Annotated in this window: 17 protein-coding genes; 16 read left to right on the forward strand and 1 reads right to left on the reverse strand. The window is 44.7% G+C overall.

What is annotated here, in order from left to right; translation table 11 throughout:
• Positions 1 to 7 precede the first annotated feature (7 nt).
• From rsgA to spoVM, 4 genes are all read left to right on the forward strand, one after another.
• Positions 8 to 892, forward strand: a complete 885-nt coding sequence (gene rsgA, locus WCV65_RS09670; protein WP_338781891.1) for a ribosome small subunit-dependent GTPase A — start codon at positions 8 to 10, stop codon at positions 890 to 892.
• A 2-nt stretch (positions 893 to 894) separates the two neighbouring features.
• Positions 895 to 1545 carry a ribulose-phosphate 3-epimerase gene (gene rpe / locus WCV65_RS09675; protein WP_338782236.1) on the forward strand — a complete coding sequence of 217 codons (651 nt, stop codon included), beginning with the start codon at positions 895 to 897 and terminating at the stop codon, positions 1543 to 1545.
• Positions 1546 to 1862: 317 nt separating this feature from the next.
• Positions 1863 to 2522, forward strand: a complete 660-nt coding sequence (locus tag WCV65_RS09680) for a thiamine diphosphokinase (RefSeq protein WP_338781893.1) — start codon at positions 1863 to 1865, stop codon at positions 2520 to 2522.
• Positions 2523 to 2594: 72 nt separating this feature from the next.
• Positions 2595 to 2678: a stage V sporulation protein SpoVM gene (gene spoVM, locus WCV65_RS09685; protein WP_035412797.1), complete on the forward strand. Its 84-nt coding sequence runs from the start codon at positions 2595 to 2597 to the stop codon at positions 2676 to 2678.
• Positions 2679 to 2835: 157 nt separating this feature from the next.
• Here spoVM and rpmB read toward each other — a convergent pair whose 3' ends face one another.
• Positions 2836 to 3024, reverse strand: coding sequence for a 50S ribosomal protein L28 (gene rpmB, locus WCV65_RS09690; RefSeq protein WP_035412795.1), 189 nt, complete (start codon positions 3022 to 3024; stop codon positions 2836 to 2838).
• A 515-nt stretch (positions 3025 to 3539) separates the two neighbouring features.
• Between rpmB and WCV65_RS09695 the strand changes: the two genes are divergently transcribed.
• From WCV65_RS09695 to smc, 12 genes are all read left to right on the forward strand, one after another.
• The gene (locus WCV65_RS09695; protein ID WP_035412793.1) at positions 3540 to 3902 is read left to right on the forward strand and encodes an Asp23/Gls24 family envelope stress response protein; all 363 of its coding nucleotides are present in this window, start codon (positions 3540 to 3542) and stop codon (positions 3900 to 3902) included.
• A 15-nt stretch (positions 3903 to 3917) separates the two neighbouring features.
• Entirely contained in the window at positions 3918 to 5582 is a 1665-nt protein-coding gene (locus tag WCV65_RS09700; protein WP_035412791.1) for a DAK2 domain-containing protein, read from the forward strand.
• Positions 5583 to 5814: 232 nt separating this feature from the next.
• Entirely contained in the window at positions 5815 to 6477 is a 663-nt protein-coding gene (sdaAB, locus tag WCV65_RS09705; protein WP_338781898.1) for an L-serine ammonia-lyase, iron-sulfur-dependent subunit beta, read from the forward strand.
• Between the two features lie 34 nt (positions 6478 to 6511).
• Positions 6512 to 7402, forward strand: coding sequence for an L-serine ammonia-lyase, iron-sulfur-dependent, subunit alpha (sdaAA, locus tag WCV65_RS09710; protein WP_035412784.1), 891 nt, complete (start codon positions 6512 to 6514; stop codon positions 7400 to 7402).
• On the forward strand, positions 7392 to 9440 hold the full coding sequence (gene recG, locus WCV65_RS09715; RefSeq protein ID WP_338782240.1) for an ATP-dependent DNA helicase RecG: 2049 nt from the start codon (positions 7392 to 7394) through the stop codon (positions 9438 to 9440). Before sdaAA ends, recG begins: the two co-directional genes overlap by 11 nt.
• Before the next feature lie 82 nt (positions 9441 to 9522).
• Positions 9523 to 10101, forward strand: a complete 579-nt coding sequence (gene fapR / locus WCV65_RS09720; RefSeq protein ID WP_338781901.1) for a transcription factor FapR — start codon at positions 9523 to 9525, stop codon at positions 10099 to 10101.
• A gap of 7 nt (positions 10102 to 10108) precedes the next feature.
• Positions 10109 to 11104 (forward strand): phosphate acyltransferase PlsX, encoded by a 996-nt coding sequence (plsX, locus tag WCV65_RS09725; RefSeq protein WP_338781902.1) that lies wholly within the window; start codon positions 10109 to 10111, stop codon positions 11102 to 11104.
• 18 nt (positions 11105 to 11122) lie between these two features.
• Positions 11123 to 12067: an ACP S-malonyltransferase gene (gene fabD, locus WCV65_RS09730; protein WP_338781904.1), complete on the forward strand. Its 945-nt coding sequence runs from the start codon at positions 11123 to 11125 to the stop codon at positions 12065 to 12067.
• Positions 12067 to 12807: a 3-oxoacyl-[acyl-carrier-protein] reductase gene (gene fabG / locus WCV65_RS09735; protein WP_035412773.1), complete on the forward strand. Its 741-nt coding sequence runs from the start codon at positions 12067 to 12069 to the stop codon at positions 12805 to 12807. The genes fabD and fabG overlap by 1 nt, the downstream gene beginning before the upstream one ends.
• A 69-nt stretch (positions 12808 to 12876) precedes the next feature.
• Complete coding sequence (gene acpP, locus WCV65_RS09740; RefSeq protein ID WP_035412770.1) at positions 12877 to 13110, forward strand: acyl carrier protein; 234 nt, start codon at positions 12877 to 12879, stop codon at positions 13108 to 13110.
• Between the two features lie 92 nt (positions 13111 to 13202).
• Positions 13203 to 13943, forward strand: a complete 741-nt coding sequence (rnc, locus tag WCV65_RS09745; RefSeq protein ID WP_035412767.1) for a ribonuclease III — start codon at positions 13203 to 13205, stop codon at positions 13941 to 13943.
• A 214-nt stretch (positions 13944 to 14157) separates the two neighbouring features.
• Complete coding sequence (gene smc / locus WCV65_RS09750; RefSeq protein WP_338781908.1) at positions 14158 to 17724, forward strand: chromosome segregation protein SMC; 3567 nt, start codon at positions 14158 to 14160, stop codon at positions 17722 to 17724.
• The last annotated feature ends 6 nt before the right edge of the window (positions 17725 to 17730 follow it).

Below are 17730 nucleotides of genomic sequence, written 5' to 3' on the forward strand. Positions count from 1 at the left end.
GGAATGTATGCCGGAAGGAAAGATTGTGAAGGCTTTAGCCGGCTTTTACTATGTTTTAGACGGAGATCGTTTTGTTCAGTGCAGAGGCAGAGGGCTATTCAGAAAAAACAAAATCACCCCGCTGGTAGGCGATGAAGTCATTTATCAGGCGGATAATGATTTGGAAGGAACGATTCTCGAGGTCATGCCCAGAAAAAACGAGCTGGTCAGGCCTCCGATTTCGAATGTGGATCAGGCCATTCTTGTTTTTTCGGCCATTGAGCCAGCCTTCAGTACCCTTTTGCTGGATCGCTTCTTAGTATTAGTTGAAGCTAATTCTATAGAGCCGGTTATTTGCATCAGCAAAACTGATTTAATTTCCAATCCCGCTCAAAGAGAAGAAATTCTTTCGTTTGCTGCGGATTATAAAGAAGCTGGATACCAGGTATTCCAGACTTCCACGGAAAGCATGGATGGAATTGCCTCTCTCGGACCGCTGTTCGATAATAAAATATCGGTTTTTGCAGGTCAGTCAGGAGTTGGAAAATCATCATTGCTTAATGCGATTAAACCGGATCTTGCTTTAAAGACAGATGACATTTCGAGTCATCTTGGCCGGGGAAAGCATACAACGAGACATGTTGAACTGATTACAATAGATAACGGGCTTGTGGCAGATACACCTGGATTCAGTTCCCTTGATTTTACAGATATTGAAGCCCAGGACCTGAGCCAATGCTTTCCCGAAATGAGGGAGAGAGCCGGCGATTGCAAATTTAGAGGCTGCACACATGTATCTGAACCTAAGTGTGCGGTGAAAGCCGCTGTTGACAGCGGAGAAATCAAGGATTACAGATATGAGCATTATTTGAGTTTTCTAGAGGAAATTAAAGACAGAAAGCCGAGGTATTGACGTTGGTTTATATCGCTCCATCTATATTATCTGCGGATTTTTCAAAGCTTAAAGAAGAAATTGAGGATGTTGAGCATGGTGGGGCTGATTGGATTCATATCGATGTAATGGACGGGCATTTTGTCCCGAACATTACAATTGGGCCGCTTATTGTGAGAGCAGTTCGCCCTGTTACGCAGCTCCCTTTAGATGTGCATTTGATGATTGAGAATCCGGATTCATACATTGATGAGTTTGCTGAAGCTGGGGCAGATTTAATATCTGTTCATGCAGAAGCCTGTACACATCTTCACCGGACCATTCAGCATATCAAAGCAAAGGGAGTTAAAGCGGGAGTGGTGCTGAACCCGCATTCACCCCTCCATGTGCTTGACTATGTATTAAAGGATCTGGATTATGTATTGCTAATGACGGTTAATCCCGGGTTTGGCGGACAGGTATTCATTCCGGAAATGCTCGCTAAAATTGAGGCATTGTCCGACATGATTAAAGCGGAAGGTTTATCTGTACTTATCCAAATTGACGGCGGTGTAAATGCCGGGAATGCGAAAGCCTGCATGGAAGCAGGGGCTAATGTTTTGGTAGCCGGTTCTGCAGTCTATGGGTTTCCTGACCGGAAAAAAGCAATACGTGATATACGGGATGCTACTTAAATAGTCCTCCTGAGAGTAAATGATTGAAATTGCCGCCTGGGACGCTTTATGAGCCTCCCGGGTTTTTTTATAATGGCTATTTTTTAGGATGCTGTTGTTTTTAACACCTGTTGATTGAAGTGGCAAGAGACGCCTGCGGGACCAGCGGGACAGGTGAGACTCCGCAGGGGCAAAGCTGGGCTCACCGCCGGCCCTGCACCCTGCAGCGGAAATCAGGCCAAAGTCAGTCCGATTTGAATGGAAATGAAGGTATAGAAAGCCGCTTTTTATAAGATTTAAATAATAATATTATGTAAATTAGAGTGGGGGAATTGGAATTGAAATACATATACATAGTTGCAGGTGGGCCTGAGAGACTGATTCCTGACCTCACGGCTGCCGACCATCATGATGTATCGTGGGTTGGAGTGGACAGAGGGGTCGTCTATCTTGCTGATAGAGGATTAAAAATGGAAGAAGCAATCGGAGATTTTGATTCCATAACGGGCAGAGAAAGGGAGGAGCTGGAGTCAAAACATAAAAATCTGAAGATTTATCCTTCAGAAAAAGATAAAACGGATACAGAACTTGCACTTGACTGGGCGATCAGCAAACAGCCCGAACGAATCCGCATCTACGGTGCAACCGGCGGCAGACTGGACCACTTTTTTGCAAACATTTATTTATTAATGAAAGAATTTGATTGCTCCATTCCGATTGAATTGGAAGACAGATTCAATTTTATTAAGCTTTTGCCTCCCGGAATCCAGGAAATCAAGGCAAGCGAAACCTATCCATATCTGTCGTTTGTCCCTGTTGCGTCAGATGTAGAAGGACTAACATTAAAAGGTTTTAAATATCCTCTTGAAAATCGGCATATTCCTTTTGGTTCTACACTATGTATTAGTAATGAACTGATTCATCACACCGGTACTGTTTCGTTTAAAAGCGGCATATTAATGATGGTGAGAAGCCGGGATGAAACGATTATAAAGTGATGAATGCTAAACATAAGGCCAGCAAGAGCGGGGCCATTTCAAAGATCATTGAAAGGGCTGAGGAGGGAAACTATGAAGTTCTATACGATTAAACTGCCAAAGTTTTTGGGAGGAATAGTTCGGGCAATGCTTGGTTCTTTTAAAAAGGACTCATAAACTTACAGGCAAATCCGCTTGTTTTCTAAAGTACAAACCAACAGAACGATGCTCTTAAGAGGGCATCTTTTTCTTTTGGAACCAAAAAAGAGGAAATGCAGGTTAACCTGCCATTTCCTCTTTGCAGCCGTGAACGGCTATCTTATTGGCGTTCCAATTATACGCGTTCCACTTTACCGGATTTAAGGGCGCGAGCTGAAACGTATACACGTTTTGGCTTCCCGTTAACCAGGATGCGCACTTTTTGAACGTTGGCTCCCCATGTACGCTTGTTAGCGTTCATTGCGTGGGAACGTGTATTGCCAGAGCGGGTTTTTCTGCCTGTAATTACACATTTACGTGCCATAATATTCCCTCCTCACCTTGCAAAACCTCTTTTGTAGCAAGCTATCGTTTCAGTTCCGTTTGTCTTTTTATAAAAGACGCCCATCTTTGATGATTGCTCATACGGTTAAAAACGTCTCTATTCACGAGATACCTTAATAATTTACCATAACCCCCTTTTGAATTGCAACTATTCTTTGTCAAGTTTTTTTCCTTTGCGGACATTTTTCAATGAGGTTATGAATGGGGGCGTTAGGGGAAGGTATAAATAGAAGGATAATGGGACCCGCTCCCTTGCGGCAGGAACCGGATCATTAAAAAAATACGTTCCTACAAGAAAAACACCTTGACATACCTGATGATGCTATGCTCTATAATAATAAGAGCCTTTTATGCCGTCTTGTTAAGCAATGCCTTTAAAATTTTCGCGGCCTATAGTAAAATAGCTTTATCATGCGTATGGTCATCAAGACTGTGAACACGCCATCATGAAAAGTGAAGGAAATTCATTGACCGATAAACAAGGGAGGAAATAGCATGTCCATCGAACTTACCACCAAATACGGACAAATCGATATCTCCAATGAAGTAATTGGAACGGTAGCAGGCGGCGCCGCCATTGATTGCTACGGTATTGTAGGAATGGCCTCCAAAAATCAGATTAAAGATGGAATTACAGACATCCTGCGCAAGGAAAACTTCAGCAGGGGTGTCATCGTGCGTCAGGCAGAAGACAGCATTCACATCGATATGTATATCATTGTAAGCTACGGAACGAAAATTTCAGAGGTAGCACACAACGTACAGACCAAAGTGAAATATACGCTTGATCACACGGTTGGATTAGCTGTAGACTCAGTAAATATTTTCGTTCAGGGAGTTCGTGTAACGAACCCGTAGTAAGGAGGAAAAATCGTGTCAATCAAAAATTTGGACGGCGAGCGCTTTGCTGAAATGATTTCTCAAGGTGCAAGCCATCTATCCAATAATGCCAAAATGGTGGATGCCTTAAATGTTTTTCCAGTTCCAGATGGAGATACAGGCACTAATATGAACCTGTCTATGACATCAGGAGCAAAGGAAGTACATAAAAATGTCCAAGCCCATATTGGCAAAGTAGGGACAGCCCTTTCAAGAGGACTGCTCATGGGTGCACGGGGAAATTCAGGGGTCATCCTTTCCCAGCTGTTCAGGGGCTTTTCGAAGTCGATTGAGGGCAAAAGCACGATTACAGCGAAGGATTTTGCCCAGGCGCTTCAAACCGGTGTGGATACAGCCTACAAAGCTGTCATGAAGCCTGTAGAGGGGACGATCCTAACTGTAGCGAAGGATGCAGCAAGAAAAGCCGTATCTGAAGCTAAAAATGAAGATGATCTGATCAAACTGATGGAAGCGATTCTTGATGAAGCTAAGGCCTCATTGAACCGGACGCCGGACTTGCTGCCTGTATTGAAAGAAGTGGGTGTCGTAGACAGCGGCGGTCAAGGTCTTGTATTGGTGTATGAAGGCTTCCTTGCTGAACTGAAAGGCGAGAAAGTACCTGGAACTCCAATGGCTTTGCCGTCTATGAATGATCTTGTCAATGCCGAACATCATAAAAATGTTCACGCTCATATCAATACGGAAGACATTGAGTTCGGATACTGCACAGAGTTCATGGTTCGCTTTGAAGATGGGAAGAAAGTCTTCTCAGAGGATCAGTTCCGTAATGATCTAAGCAAATTTGGAGATTCATTGCTTGTGATTTCTGACGATGAGGTAGCGAAAATACATATTCATGCGGAGCACCCGGGCGAAGTGCTGTCATATGGACAAAAGTATGGAAGTCTGATCAGCATGAAAATTGAAAATATGCGTGAACAGCACAGCAGCCTTGTAGGGGAATCAGCTAAAGCACAGCCATCCAAACCGAAAAAGCAGAAGGAAAAATACGGCATCATCACAGTTTCTATGGGTTCCGGAATTGCGGACTTGTTTAAAAGCATAGGTGCCCATGAGGTCATTGAAGGCGGCCAGACGATGAATCCAAGCACGGAGGATATTGTTTCTGCCATTGAAAAAGTAAATGCAGAAAACATCATCATCCTTCCAAACAACTCAAATATTGTCATGGCAGCGCGCCAGGCAGCATCAGTTGTGGAAGAAAATGTGCTGGTCATCCCTTCTAAAACGGTTCCTCAAGGAATGTCTGCTCTGCTTTCTTTCAATCCTGGTGTTAAACCTGAGGAAAACGAAGAAGTCATGACTGAAGCTCTTGGAAATGTTAAATCGGGTCAAGTCACCTATGCCGTTCGTGATACTCAAATTGATGGAATGGATATTTCCAAAAATGATTTTATGGGAATCTTGAACGGAAAGATTGTGACGAAGGATAAAGTACAGGTTCAAGCTGCTTTAAACCTTCTTAAAGAAATGATCAGTGAGGAAGACGACATTCTGACCATTCTTTATGGAAGTGAATCAAGCGACGAGGAAGTAAGTGAGCTCGTAAAGCAGGTTGAAACGATTTTCAGTGATATTGAAGTGGAAGTGCATAACGGCAAACAGCCGCTATACTCCTACATTTTCTCTGTCGAGTAAAAAGCTGTTATCCAGCTTAAAGGACCGTCTGTGTATCAGGCGGTCCTATTTATTATTTTCGCAGAGAAAATTCCGTATAAGACCGCTGTGTACCTGCTTAGAGTTACACAAAAAATTTAAGGAACGGGCAGTTCAAGCGGAATTCGGCCATATACAGGTTTAAAAGAAATCTGGTAAACTGAAAGCAAACTGTAACAGGATGTTTTCTTTCATAAGAGAGGGGTACCCATGCATGAAATATCGCAGTGTATTTGATATTATAGGTCCGATTATGATTGGACCTTCAAGCTCTCATACAGCTGGAGCTGCAAGAATTGGCAGAGTGGCCCGGAGTTTGTTTGGGAGGGAGCCGAAGTGGGCGACTGTGTCGTTTTACGGTTCTTTTGCTAAGACGTACCGAGGCCATGGAACAGATGTAGCCATAATCGGAGGCATTTTGGATTTCGATACCTTTGATGAACGCATCAAAACATCTCTTCAAATAGCTGATGAAAATGGAATGAAAGTCACTTTTCTAGAAGAGGAAGCTGTAACTGACCATCCAAATACAGCTAGAGTGATTATCGGCGATGACCACGGACAGCTTGAACTGGTTGGCATCTCAATCGGCGGAGGCAAGATTGAAATAACTGAACTGAACGGCTTTTTGCTGCAGCTGTCAGGAAACCATCCAGCCATTCTGGTCATGCATAATGATCGCTATGGTGCCATTGCAGGTGTTGCGAACGTTCTGGCGAAGTATGCCATTAATATTGGACATATGAATGTATCAAGAAAAGAAAAAGGCCAGCTTGCTCTTATGACCATTGAAGTGGACCAGAATATTGAAATAGGGGTTATTGAGGAATTGAAAACGCTGCCAAATATTCTGCAGGTTACAAAAATAGCAGATTAGGATATGACGCTATTGGAAAATTGGAGGAAATATCATGTTTCGAAATGTAGCTGAGCTCGTGGAGCTTGCAATGAGCAGGAATAGCAAAATTGCTGAAGTCATGATTCAGCAGGAGATGGAAGTAACCGGAAAGACCCGTGATGAAGTATTTTCCATGATGGACCGTAATCTTGAGGTAATGGAACAGGCAGTAGAAAAAGGTCTTGCAGGAGTGAAATCCCATTCAGGTCTAACTGGCGGAGACGCAGTGCTGATGCAAGCTTATATTGAGAAAGGCAATTTTCTATCTGGTGAAACCATTTTAGATGCAGTAAGCAAAGCGGTAGCAACGAATGAGGTAAACGCTGCAATGGGAACGATCTGTGCGACGCCAACCGCAGGTTCTGCAGGGGTTGTACCTGGTACGCTCTTTGCCGTTAAACATAAATTGCATCCGACCAGAGAAGAAATGATTGAGTTTCTATTTACATCTGGAGCGTTTGGGTTTGTCGTAGCAAACAACGCCTCCATCTCAGGTGCAGCTGGCGGCTGTCAGGCCGAGGTGGGTTCTGCTGCCGGAATGGCTGCTGCTGCCATTACAGAAATGGCGGGGGGGACACCGGCTCAGGCAGCAGAGGCAATGGCAATAACGCTTAAAAATATGCTTGGTCTTGTCTGTGATCCGGTTGCCGGACTTGTGGAGGTTCCATGCGTCAAAAGAAATGCAATGGGTGCAGCGAATGCGATGGTCGCAGCAGATATGGCCCTTGCTGGAATAACAAGCAGGATTCCATGTGATGAGGTTATTGATGCGATGTACAGAATTGGACAATCCATGCCAAGTGCATTAAGGGAAACCGCACAGGGAGGTCTCGCTGCCACACCTACGGGACGTGAACTTGAGGCGAAAATCTTTGGCATCCCTTTGGATCGCCGTGAGCCATAATCTCAAACAGCCTGTATCCATATTGAAAGGAATCGGAGAGGAGACAGCATCCGTTTTGCTTGAAATGGGGATCAGGACCATCGAGGACCTGCTTGAATATTTTCCTTACCGTTATGAAGATTACCGGCTGAGGGACCTGGCTGAAGTTCAGCATGATGAAAGAGTTACAGTTGAGGGGAAGGTTCATAGCGAGCCTTCTCTTGCTTATTACGGGAAGAAAAAGTCAAGGCTTACCTTCAGGCTGCTTTCAGGAAGATACCTGGTAAGTGTTGTCTGTTTTAACCGTCCTTTTTACAAAAAACAGCTTTCGATCAATCAAGTTGTTACGGTGAGCGGAAAATGGGACAAGAACCGCCAAACCATTACCCTGCAGGACATCTCCTTTTCCCCGCATGTATCCAAGCAGGATTTAGAACCGGTATATACGGTTAAGGGCTCCGTCACGATCAAACAGCTCAGGAAGCATGTGGTCAATGCGCTGAAAGACTTCGGGGAGGAAATACCGGAAAACCTGCCTGCCCAAATTCGGGATGCCTACAGGCTGATGCCGAAGCATGAAGCAATCAAAACCATTCATTTGCCTCTTAGCCATGCTGATTTAAAGCATGCAAGAAGGAGATTTGTTTATGAGGAATTTTTAATGTTTCAGCTGAAAATGCAGGCATTGCGAAAAGTCCAGAGAGAGAACTCTAAAGGAATTGAACATGTATTCACAGATGCAGGACTCTCTGTCTTTACAGGAGCACTTCCATTTAAACTGACGGAAGCTCAAGCGAAAGTGCTGGACGAGATTCTTGGGGATATGAAATCGCCTTATCGGATGAATCGCCTGCTTCAAGGAGATGTCGGTTCAGGGAAAACCGTAGTAGCGGCTATTTCTATGTATGCCGCCATTCTATCAGGCTATCAGAGTGCGCTGATGGTGCCGACTGAGATCCTTGCCGAACAGCATGCGAATTCCCTTGCCGCCCTCTTTGAGCCGCTCAATATCACGGTTGCTCTTTTAACAAGCTCTGTTAAAGGGAAAAAAAGAAGAGAACTTCTGGAGCGTCTCTCAGTCGGAGAGATTCAAATACTGGTAGGAACTCATGCCCTTATCCAGGATGAAGTGAACTTCCGGAATCTGGGGCTTGTCATTACGGATGAGCAGCATCGGTTCGGAGTGAATCAGAGGAGGGTGCTGAGAGAAAAAGGGGAATCGCCGGATGTCCTTTTTATGACGGCAACCCCTATCCCAAGGACCCTTGCCATTACCGCATTCGGTGAAATGGATGTTTCGGTAATTGACCAGCTGCCTGCAGGAAGAAAAACGATTGAAACGTATTGGGTAAAGCATAATTTATTGGACCGGATATTGGGTTTTATAGATAAAGAGGTGAAAAAAGGGAGACAGGCTTATGTGATCTGCCCGTTGATTGAAGAATCAGAGACGCTTGATGTTCAGAATGCAATTGACGTACATGCGATGCTTGTTCATTCTTTTTCACCAACGTGGAATGTCGGTCTCATGCACGGCCGTCTTCATCCAAATGAGAAGGAAGCTGTGATGAGGGAATTCAGTGAAAATCAGACACAAATTCTCGTCTCAACAACCGTCGTGGAAGTAGGGGTCAATGTCCCGAATGCTACAATTATGGTGATTTATGATGCAGAGCGCTTTGGATTGTCACAGCTCCATCAGCTGAGAGGACGCGTAGGCAGGGGGAGTGAGCAATCCTATTGCATTTTGCTCGCTGATCCGAAATCAGAAACGGGCAAAGAGCGCATGAAGATTATGACGGAAACGAATGACGGCTTTGTGCTGTCAGAAAAGGATCTTGAACTCCGTGGACCAGGTGATTTCTTTGGGAAAAAACAAAGCGGTGTCCCGGAATTCAGAGTGGCGGATATGGTTCATGATTACCGGGCTCTTGAAACCGCAAGAGGCGATGCAGCAAAATTGATCAATTCCAGCGCCTTCTGGCATGAGCCTGAGTATGAATGGCTTAGAAAATACTTGGAATCAACAGGGGTTCTTGAGGGAGAAAAACTGGATTAAAACATTCTTGCAATCCGATTATTAAGATTATATACTACTATTAGTACCTAGTCATAATAGTGCGGATGGTGTAACCTATAACATGAAAAGAACAAAAAAGGACAGACAGCAGCAGCTGCTGGAAACGATAAATGATACTCCTTTTATTACGGATGAAGAGCTTTCAGATAAATTTCAAGTTAGTATTCAAACAATTCGTCTAGACCGGCTGGAGCTGAGTATACCTGAGCTTCGTGAGAGAATTCGATCAGTAGCTCAAGCTTCTTTGGAGGACGAAATAAAAGCTTTGCCTCCTGAAGAAATTATTGGAGACATCATTGACCTGGAACTTGATCATAGTGCTATTTCCATTTTTGAAGTGAAAAAAGAGCATGTTTTCCGGCGCAATCAAATTGCGAGGGGACATCATTTATTTGCCCAGGCCAATTCCCTTGCCGTTGCCGTAATTAATGATGAACTGGCGTTGACAGCAAAAGCGGATATCCGGTTTACCAGACAGGTAATGGAAGGGGAACGCGTAGTATCGAAAGCAAGAGTAGCGAACGTAAACGGATTGAATGGACGAACGTTGGTGAGTGTTAGCAGCTATGTAGGGAACGAGCTGGTGTTTTCAGGTGATTTTGAAATGTACCGCTCTAATCAACCATTAGATAAAGGATGATTCACTGATGAAAATCGCTATTGATGCAATGGGCGGCGACAATGCCCCGCAGGCTCTTTGTGAAGGAGCTTTAAAGGCTGCAAATACTTTCTCGGATATTGAGATAACGCTGATTGGTGATGAAGCCGAAATCAGCAAGTATCTATCAGGGCATGACCGAATCAAGGTCATCCATACAACTGAGGTCATCGAATCTGAAGATGAACCAGTGAGAGCGGTTCGCAGAAAGAAAAATGCTTCAATGGTTTTGATGGCCAATGAAGTGAAGGAAGGAAGAGCGGATGCGTGCATTTCTGCCGGCAACACAGGTGCCCTTATGACAGCGGGATTATTTATTGTCGGCAGAATTGACGGTATTGACCGTCCCGCACTTGCTCCGACTCTTCCAACTATGGACGGGAAAGGCTTTCTTTTCCTGGACGCGGGTGCAAACGTCGATGCGAAGCCGGAGCATTTGCTGCAATATGCCATTATGGGCTCAGTTTATGCAGAGAAAGTCCGCGGCGTAAAAAATCCTTCCGTCGGTCTTCTGAATGTCGGAACTGAAGACAAAAAAGGAAATGAATTGACAAAGCAGGCTTTTATCAAGCTGAAGGATTCCGGACTTCATTTTAAAGGCAATGTGGAAGCGAGAGACCTTCTTGAAGGTGCCGCTGACGTTGTCGTAACCGATGGTTTTACTGGAAACGTCACGTTAAAAACGATTGAAGGAACCGCTCTTTCTGTTTTCACCATGCTTAAGTCTGCTTTAACCAGTAACTTGCCGTCAAAGCTTGCAGCTGCGGTTCTTAAACCGAAATTGAAGGGTATCCGTTCACAAATGGATTACTCGGAATACGGCGGTGCTGCTCTATTTGGATTAAATGCTCCAGTAGTAAAGGCGCACGGATCTTCTGATGCAAATGCCGTTTATAACGCTGTCCGCCAGACAAGAGATATGATTTCAAATGATGTATCAGGGACGATCAGAGCCGCAATGGCCGGCCGTCAAAATTCTGAATAACCAACGGAGGGGAAGAGTATGTCTAAAATTGCATTCGTGTTTCCCGGGCAGGGATCTCAAACAGTGGGGATGGGGCAGGACTTCGCTGAACAAACCCCTGAAGGAAAAGAAATTTTTCAAAAAGCTGATGAAATATTGAAAGATCAGCTCAGCAAAATCATGCTTCAAGGTCCGCAAGAAGAATTAACTCTTACATATAATGCACAGCCTGCTCTTGTTACAGCAAGCATTGCTGCTTGGAAGCTTCTCGATAAAGAGGGGATTACCCCTGATTTCACAGCCGGGCACAGCCTTGGTGAGTATTCCGCTCTTGTAGCATCGGGTGTTCTTTCGTTCGAAGATGCTGTACTTGCTGTTCGGAAGCGCGGGGAGTTTATGAATGAAGCCGTTCCTTCCGGACAGGGGGCTATGGCGGCAATCATGGGTATGGAAGCTGGACCTCTTGAAGAGATTACGCAGTCTGTCACGGATGAAGGGCACTCCGTTCAGCTCGCTAATTTAAATTGTCCAGGTCAAATTGTCATCTCCGGAACAGCTAAAGGAGTAGAGCTTGCTTCCGCGAAAGCAAAAGAAGCCGGAGCGAAAAGAGCGATTCCTCTTGAAGTAAGCGGGCCGTTTCATTCCCAATTAATGAAACCGGCAGCAGAGAAACTGAAAGACGTACTTGACGGCATGACACTATCAGACACAGCCGTTCCTATAATCGCCAACGTAACCGCACAGCCGGAGACGGAAGGTAAACAGATTAAAGATCTATTAATTAGACAGCTGTATTCTCCCGTGCGCTGGGAAGAATCAATTAAAACATTGATTGAACAAGGGGCGGACACCTTTGTTGAAATTGGTCCCGGCAAAGTTCTTTCAGGCTTGATCAGAAAAATAGACCGGAGTGTAAAAACCCTGTCTGTATCCGATATGGATACGCTTCAGGCTGCAATTGAAGCACTTAAGGAGGAAGCATAATGCTAACGGGCAAAACAGCACTAGTAACAGGCGCCTCCCGGGGAATAGGCCGGGCAATCGCTTTGGATCTTGCAAAAAACGGAGCGAACGTAGCAGTCAATTTTGCGGGTAATGAAGCAAAAGCAAAGGAAACGGTAGAGGAAATTGCTGCTCTTGGCAGAGAAGCCATTGCTATTAAAGCGGATGTTTCCAGTGCGGATGCGGTAAAAGATATGATGAAAGAAGTTACAGACCGCTTCGGAACCCTCGATATCCTTGTTAATAACGCCGGAATCACAAGAGATAACCTGCTTATGAGAATGAAAGAGGATGAGTGGGACGATGTAGTGGACACCAATCTTAAAGGTGTATTTCTTTGCACAAAGGCTGTCACCAGACAAATGATGAAGCAAAGAAGCGGGCGCATCATTAACATTACGTCAGTGGTAGGGGAAACCGGCAATCCCGGGCAAGCCAATTACGTAGCGGCAAAAGCGGGTGTAATCGGTCTTACGAAAACATCGGCAAAAGAGCTCGCCGCCAGAAATATTACGGTGAATGCCGTAGCGCCAGGGTTTATATCCACGGATATGACTGAAAAACTTACCGATGAAATAAAAGAAGAAATGCTTAAGCAAATTCCTCTTGCGAAATTCGGAGAGGGACAGGATATCGCCGATTTAGTTACATTCCTTGCCAGTGGAAAAAGCGCTTATATTACCGGACAAACGTTTCATGTAAACGGCGGAATGTTCATGTAGAACATTTCTAAAATCAAACTGGTGTTTTTAGCTTGAATTGACTATAATACTTGAGGGGAGGTGAATGTAATGGCAGACGTTTTAGATCGTGTAACTAAGATCATCGTTGACCGCCTTGGAGTCGATGCTTCTGAAATTAAGATGGAGTCTTCTTTTAAAGATGACCTCGGAGCTGATTCCCTGGATGTAGTTGAGCTTGTAATGGAACTTGAAGATGAGTTCGATATGGAGATTTCTGATGAAGATGCAGAGAAAATCGCTACAGTGGGTGACGCTGTTAACTACATACAGAACCAGCAGTAAAGTATGTTGAAGTCCCGCTCACAGCAGCGGGGCTTTCTCCCTTTATTTAGGGAGGGAGCCGCCCAATTGTTTTGGTAATGATGGAGGTAGTTATGCAGAAGCATACGCATTATAAAGAGAGAAGAAATTTCGCGAAGAAAGCGGAAGAATTTAAACAGTTTCAGGAAAGCGTCGGACAGACGTTTACCAATGAAAAGCTGCTCTATCAAGCTTTCACCCATTCATCGTATGTGAATGAGCATCGAAAAAAACCTTATGAAGACAATGAACGACTGGAATTTTTAGGAGACGCCGTGCTGGAACTGACCGTTTCCCAATTTCTTTATAAAAAGTACCCAACCATGTCTGAGGGAGATTTGACGAAGCTTCGGGCAGCCATTGTATGTGAACCGTCTCTCGTTTCATTTGCAAATGACCTGTCATTCGGCAATCTTATCCTGCTTGGAAAAGGGGAAGAAATGACTGGTGGACGTGCAAGACCTGCCCTTCTAGCTGATGTTTTTGAGGCATTTATCGGAGCTCTTTATTTAGATAAAGGACTCGATCCTGTTGTTGTCTTTCTTGAAAAATATGTTTTTCCTAAGGTGAACGAAGGTGCTTTTTCTCATGTGATGGATTTTAAAAGCCAGCTGCAGGAGCTTGTGCAAAGAGACGGAAAAGGACCGTTGGAGTATAAAATACTTACCGAAAAAGGACCTGCCCACAACAGGGAATTTGAGGCGGTAGTTTCTCTTGATGGCGAAGTGCTGGGCACTGGCAATGGCCGCTCCAAAAAAGAAGCAGAACAGCATGCTGCTCAGGAAGCACTCTCCAAAATGCAAACGAAACCTTAAATGGGCTGACCCAGCTTGACAGACTCCGCCTGCCGGATAAGATAAGGCAGGAGGGGACCTGGTACTGGGCCGGCTTTTTTTATGTTCTGATCATCGTTTAGAATGCTTTATTCCGGCGGATTATACTGGCCGCCTTTGATGCGTTACTAATATTTTTAACTAAAGGATTGTGTTAAAATATGTTTGAATTTACTGATGGTAAGGAGGACCCAACATGTTCCTCAAACGATTGGACATAGCAGGATTCAAATCCTTTGCAGATCGGGCAAGTGTTGATTTTGTAAAAGGGGTTACAGCAGTCGTTGGACCGAACGGAAGCGGTAAAAGCAATATTACAGATGCGGTCCGCTGGGTTCTTGGTGAGCAATCCGCAAAATCACTCCGCGGCGGTAAAATGGAGGATATCATTTTTGCAGGAAGTGACTCAAGAAGAGGTCTCAATTTGGCAGAAGTTACACTAACCCTTGATAATGAAGATCATTTTTTGCCAATTGATTTTCATGAAGTAAGTATTACGAGGAAAGTATTCCGTTCCGGAGAAAGTGAATATTACATCAACAAGCAGTCCTGCCGCCTAAAAGATATTGTCGATTTATTTATGGATTCAGGACTGGGGAAAGAAGCCTTTTCGATTATAAGCCAAGGGAAGGTAGAAGAAATCCTGAGCAGCAAAGCAGAAGAGCGCCGAAGCATTTTTGAAGAAGCTGCCGGGGTACTGAAATACAAAACAAGAAAAAAGAAAGCCGAACATAAATTATCGGAAACACATGATAACCTGAATCGCGTCCAGGATATTCTTCACGAATTAGAAGGACAGGTAGAGCCTTTAAAAGTTCAGGCATCGATTGCGAAAGATTACTTGGAAAAAAAGGAGGAGCTCGAGCAGATTGAGGTTGCCTTAACGGTACATGATATTGAGGAGCTCCACCAGAAGTGGACAAGTTTGACCAAAACGGCTGAAAGCACCCGGGAAAAAGAAACCGAGCTTGCAGCTTCTGTCCAAAAACAGGAAATGGCCATCAGTGATTCCCGCAGCAGAGTTTCTGAGCTGGATGAGACACTTGACAGCCTTCAGCAAATTCTCCTTCAAACGAGCGAAGAGCTTGAAAAACTCGAGGGGAGAAAAGAAGTCTTAAAAGAGAGAAGAAAAAACGCACAGGCAAACCGCGGCCAGCTAGAACAGCTAATTGATGAGTTGAGCGGGAAAATTGAACTTCTCGCGAGGGACAGGGATTTGGAAGCGGAAAAAGTGGCTCTTCTTTCTGCGGAGATGAAAGAAGCAAAGCAGCTTGTAAAAGAAAAGCAAAGCCTTCTTGATGCTCAGAATGGTAATATCGAACATGATATTGAACGGCTAAAAAGCGAATACTTCGATATACTGAACCAGCAAACATCTGCAAAAAATGAAACATCCTACATAACAGAGCAGCTTAGACAGCAGTCTGTGAAGAATGAGAGGCTTTCCGACGGCAACAGCAAGTATCTCCAGGAACGCCTCCTCTTATCTGAGGAAAAAGAAAAACTGCAAAAAGAATTTACCGAGGCAGAAAAAGCCATGAATGAGCAAGTCACTGCTTTCCGGCAAGCGATTAATAGGCTTGAAACCAATCGTGATTCTTACAGCAAAAACGAATCTGCGCTATATAAGGCCTACCAATACCTGCAGCAAATCCGCTCACGCAAGGAAATGCTGGAAGCAATGCAAGAGGATTATTCCGGATTTTTCCAGGGTGTAAAAGAGATTTTGAAGGCAAGGGAACGATTCAGCGGCATTCATGGAGCGATCGCCGAGCTTTTAAAAACGGAAAAAGAATATGAAACGGCTATAGAAATAGCGCTTGGTGCCGCCTCGCAGCACATTGTGACAGAGGATGAAAAAGTAGCCAGGTCCGCTATAGCCTATCTTAAGCAAAACTCTTTCGGACGGGCTACATTCCTGCCGCTTTCGATCATGAAAAGCAGGAAAATCGGCACTTCAGACAAAATGAAGCTTTCCGAACATTCTTCTTTTATAGGAATCGCATCAGAACTTGCTGTATTCGATTCCCGGTATTCGGCAGTCATGGAAAACCTTCTTGGCGCTGTCATCGTAGCGAGGGATCTAAAAGGAGCTAATGAACTGTCAAAAATCCTTCAATTCAGGTACCGGATCGTTACGCTAGATGGAGACGTTGTCAATCCTGGCGGGTCGATGACAGGCGGGGCTGTAAAGCAAAAGACCGGATCTTTGCTGAGCCGGAACCGCGAGCTTGAAGCCATCGCTGTTCAGCTGAAGGAAATGGAAACCCAAACAGCCGAGCTGGAAGCCGATGTGAAAAAACGAAAATCCTCATTGCAGGAGCAAGAACAGCAAGTTGAGGAGCTGAGAAAAGCAGGAGATGCGCTCCGGATCAATTTGAATACGCTCCAAACGGCCGTAAAAGAAGCGGAATGGAAAGTGAAAAATGTAAATGACCATCTTTCTATCTACGATGCCGAAAAAGAATCATTCGACCACGAATGGCAAAAAAATGAAGCGCGTTTAACTGAACTTAATGCCTTAATCGAGAAGACGGCAGCTCAGCTTAAGCAAATGGATACAGAAATAAGCAAACTGTCATCATTGAAAAGCACGCAGCAGGAGTCCAGGGCCGGGCTTCAGCAGGAACTGACTGAACTGAAGATTATTCTGGCGGGCAAGCAGCAATCCTATGAAAACGTGTCAGAAAAAGCCGGCCGTTTAAAAGAAGAGCATGACGAGAACTTGAGAAGGCTGAAGGAAGCAGAGGAAGATCTGTCGCTTTTGACAACTGAAGTCAGCTCAAATACGAGCGGGGAGCAAACCCTTGCGAATGCTTCAACAGAGAAACTCAACGAAAAGAATAAAACGATCGAAATGATCGCTGAAAAAAAATCCGAGCGTACAAACCTGCAGCAAAGGCTCGAAAGCATGGAGCATGAGCTGAAGGAAAGCTCGCGCATTTATAAGCAGATTTCGGATTGGCTCAAAGATGAAGAATTGAAAATTACACGCCTTGATATCGAGCTTGATACGAAGCTGAACCATCTGCGCCAGGAATACCTGCTTACATTTGAACGTGCAAAAGAGAGATACGAGCTAACTCTTGAGCCTGAAGAAGCAAGAAGAAAAGTAAAACTCATCAAGCGCGGCATTGAAGAGCTCGGCACGGTAAATCTCGGTGCAATCGATGAGTATGAGCGGGTCTCAGAGCGCTATCAATTTCTCCATGATCAGCGGGAAGACCTCCTTGAAGCTAAGAATACGCTTCACCAGGTTATTGATGAAATGGATGGGGAGATGAAACGAAGGTTTTCCACAACCTTCGAGCAGATCCGATCCCATTTCGAGTCTGTCTTCCAAGCATTGTTTGGAGGGGGAAGGGCTGAGCTTAGGCTGTCGGACCCTGAAGATTTATTGAATACTGGTGTGGATATTGTTGCCCAGCCTCCGGGGAAGAAACTGCAGCATCTCAGTCTGCTGTCAGGCGGAGAGCGAGCGCTCACTGCAATTGCGCTTTTATTCTCCATACTAAAAGTCAGACCGGTGCCTTTCTGTATTCTTGATGAGGTGGAAGCAGCCCTTGATGAAGCAAATGTATACCGGTTTGCCCAATATTTGAAACAATTCAGCGAGCAGACCCAATTCATCGTCATTACCCATCGTAAAGGTACAATGGAAGAATGTGATGTGCTGTATGGAGTGACGATGCAGGAGTCGGGAGTTTCCAAGCTCGTATCAGTCAGATTGGAAGATTCCAAAGAATTTGCCACAACAAAGTGAAGGGAA

Origin of the sequence: Metabacillus sp. FJAT-52054 (assembly GCF_037201815.1) — a bacterium.
GTDB lineage: Bacteria > Bacillota > Bacilli > Bacillales > Bacillaceae > Metabacillus_B > Metabacillus_B sediminis.

Coding starts and splice junctions, on each gene's coding strand:
- fabG (WP_035412773.1), top strand. CDS start 12,067: ATGCTAACGGGCAAAACAGCACTAGTAACAGGCGCCTCCCGGGGAATA.
- plsX (WP_338781902.1), top strand. CDS start 10,109: ATGAAAATCGCTATTGATGCAATGGGCGGCGACAATGCCCCGCAGGCT.
- rpmB (WP_035412795.1), bottom strand. CDS start 3,024: ATGGCACGTAAATGTGTAATTACAGGCAGAAAAACCCGCTCTGGCAAT.
- spoVM (WP_035412797.1), top strand. CDS start 2,595: ATGAAGTTCTATACGATTAAACTGCCAAAGTTTTTGGGAGGAATAGTT.
- acpP (WP_035412770.1), top strand. CDS start 12,877: ATGGCAGACGTTTTAGATCGTGTAACTAAGATCATCGTTGACCGCCTT.
- WCV65_RS09695 (WP_035412793.1), top strand. CDS start 3,540: ATGTCCATCGAACTTACCACCAAATACGGACAAATCGATATCTCCAAT.
- rsgA (WP_338781891.1), top strand. CDS start 8: ATGCCGGAAGGAAAGATTGTGAAGGCTTTAGCCGGCTTTTACTATGTT.
- fapR (WP_338781901.1), top strand. CDS start 9,523: ATGAAAAGAACAAAAAAGGACAGACAGCAGCAGCTGCTGGAAACGATA.
- sdaAA (WP_035412784.1), top strand. CDS start 6,512: ATGTTTCGAAATGTAGCTGAGCTCGTGGAGCTTGCAATGAGCAGGAAT.
- rnc (WP_035412767.1), top strand. CDS start 13,203: ATGCAGAAGCATACGCATTATAAAGAGAGAAGAAATTTCGCGAAGAAA.
- sdaAB (WP_338781898.1), top strand. CDS start 5,815: ATGAAATATCGCAGTGTATTTGATATTATAGGTCCGATTATGATTGGA.
- fabD (WP_338781904.1), top strand. CDS start 11,123: ATGTCTAAAATTGCATTCGTGTTTCCCGGGCAGGGATCTCAAACAGTG.
- smc (WP_338781908.1), top strand. CDS start 14,158: ATGTTCCTCAAACGATTGGACATAGCAGGATTCAAATCCTTTGCAGAT.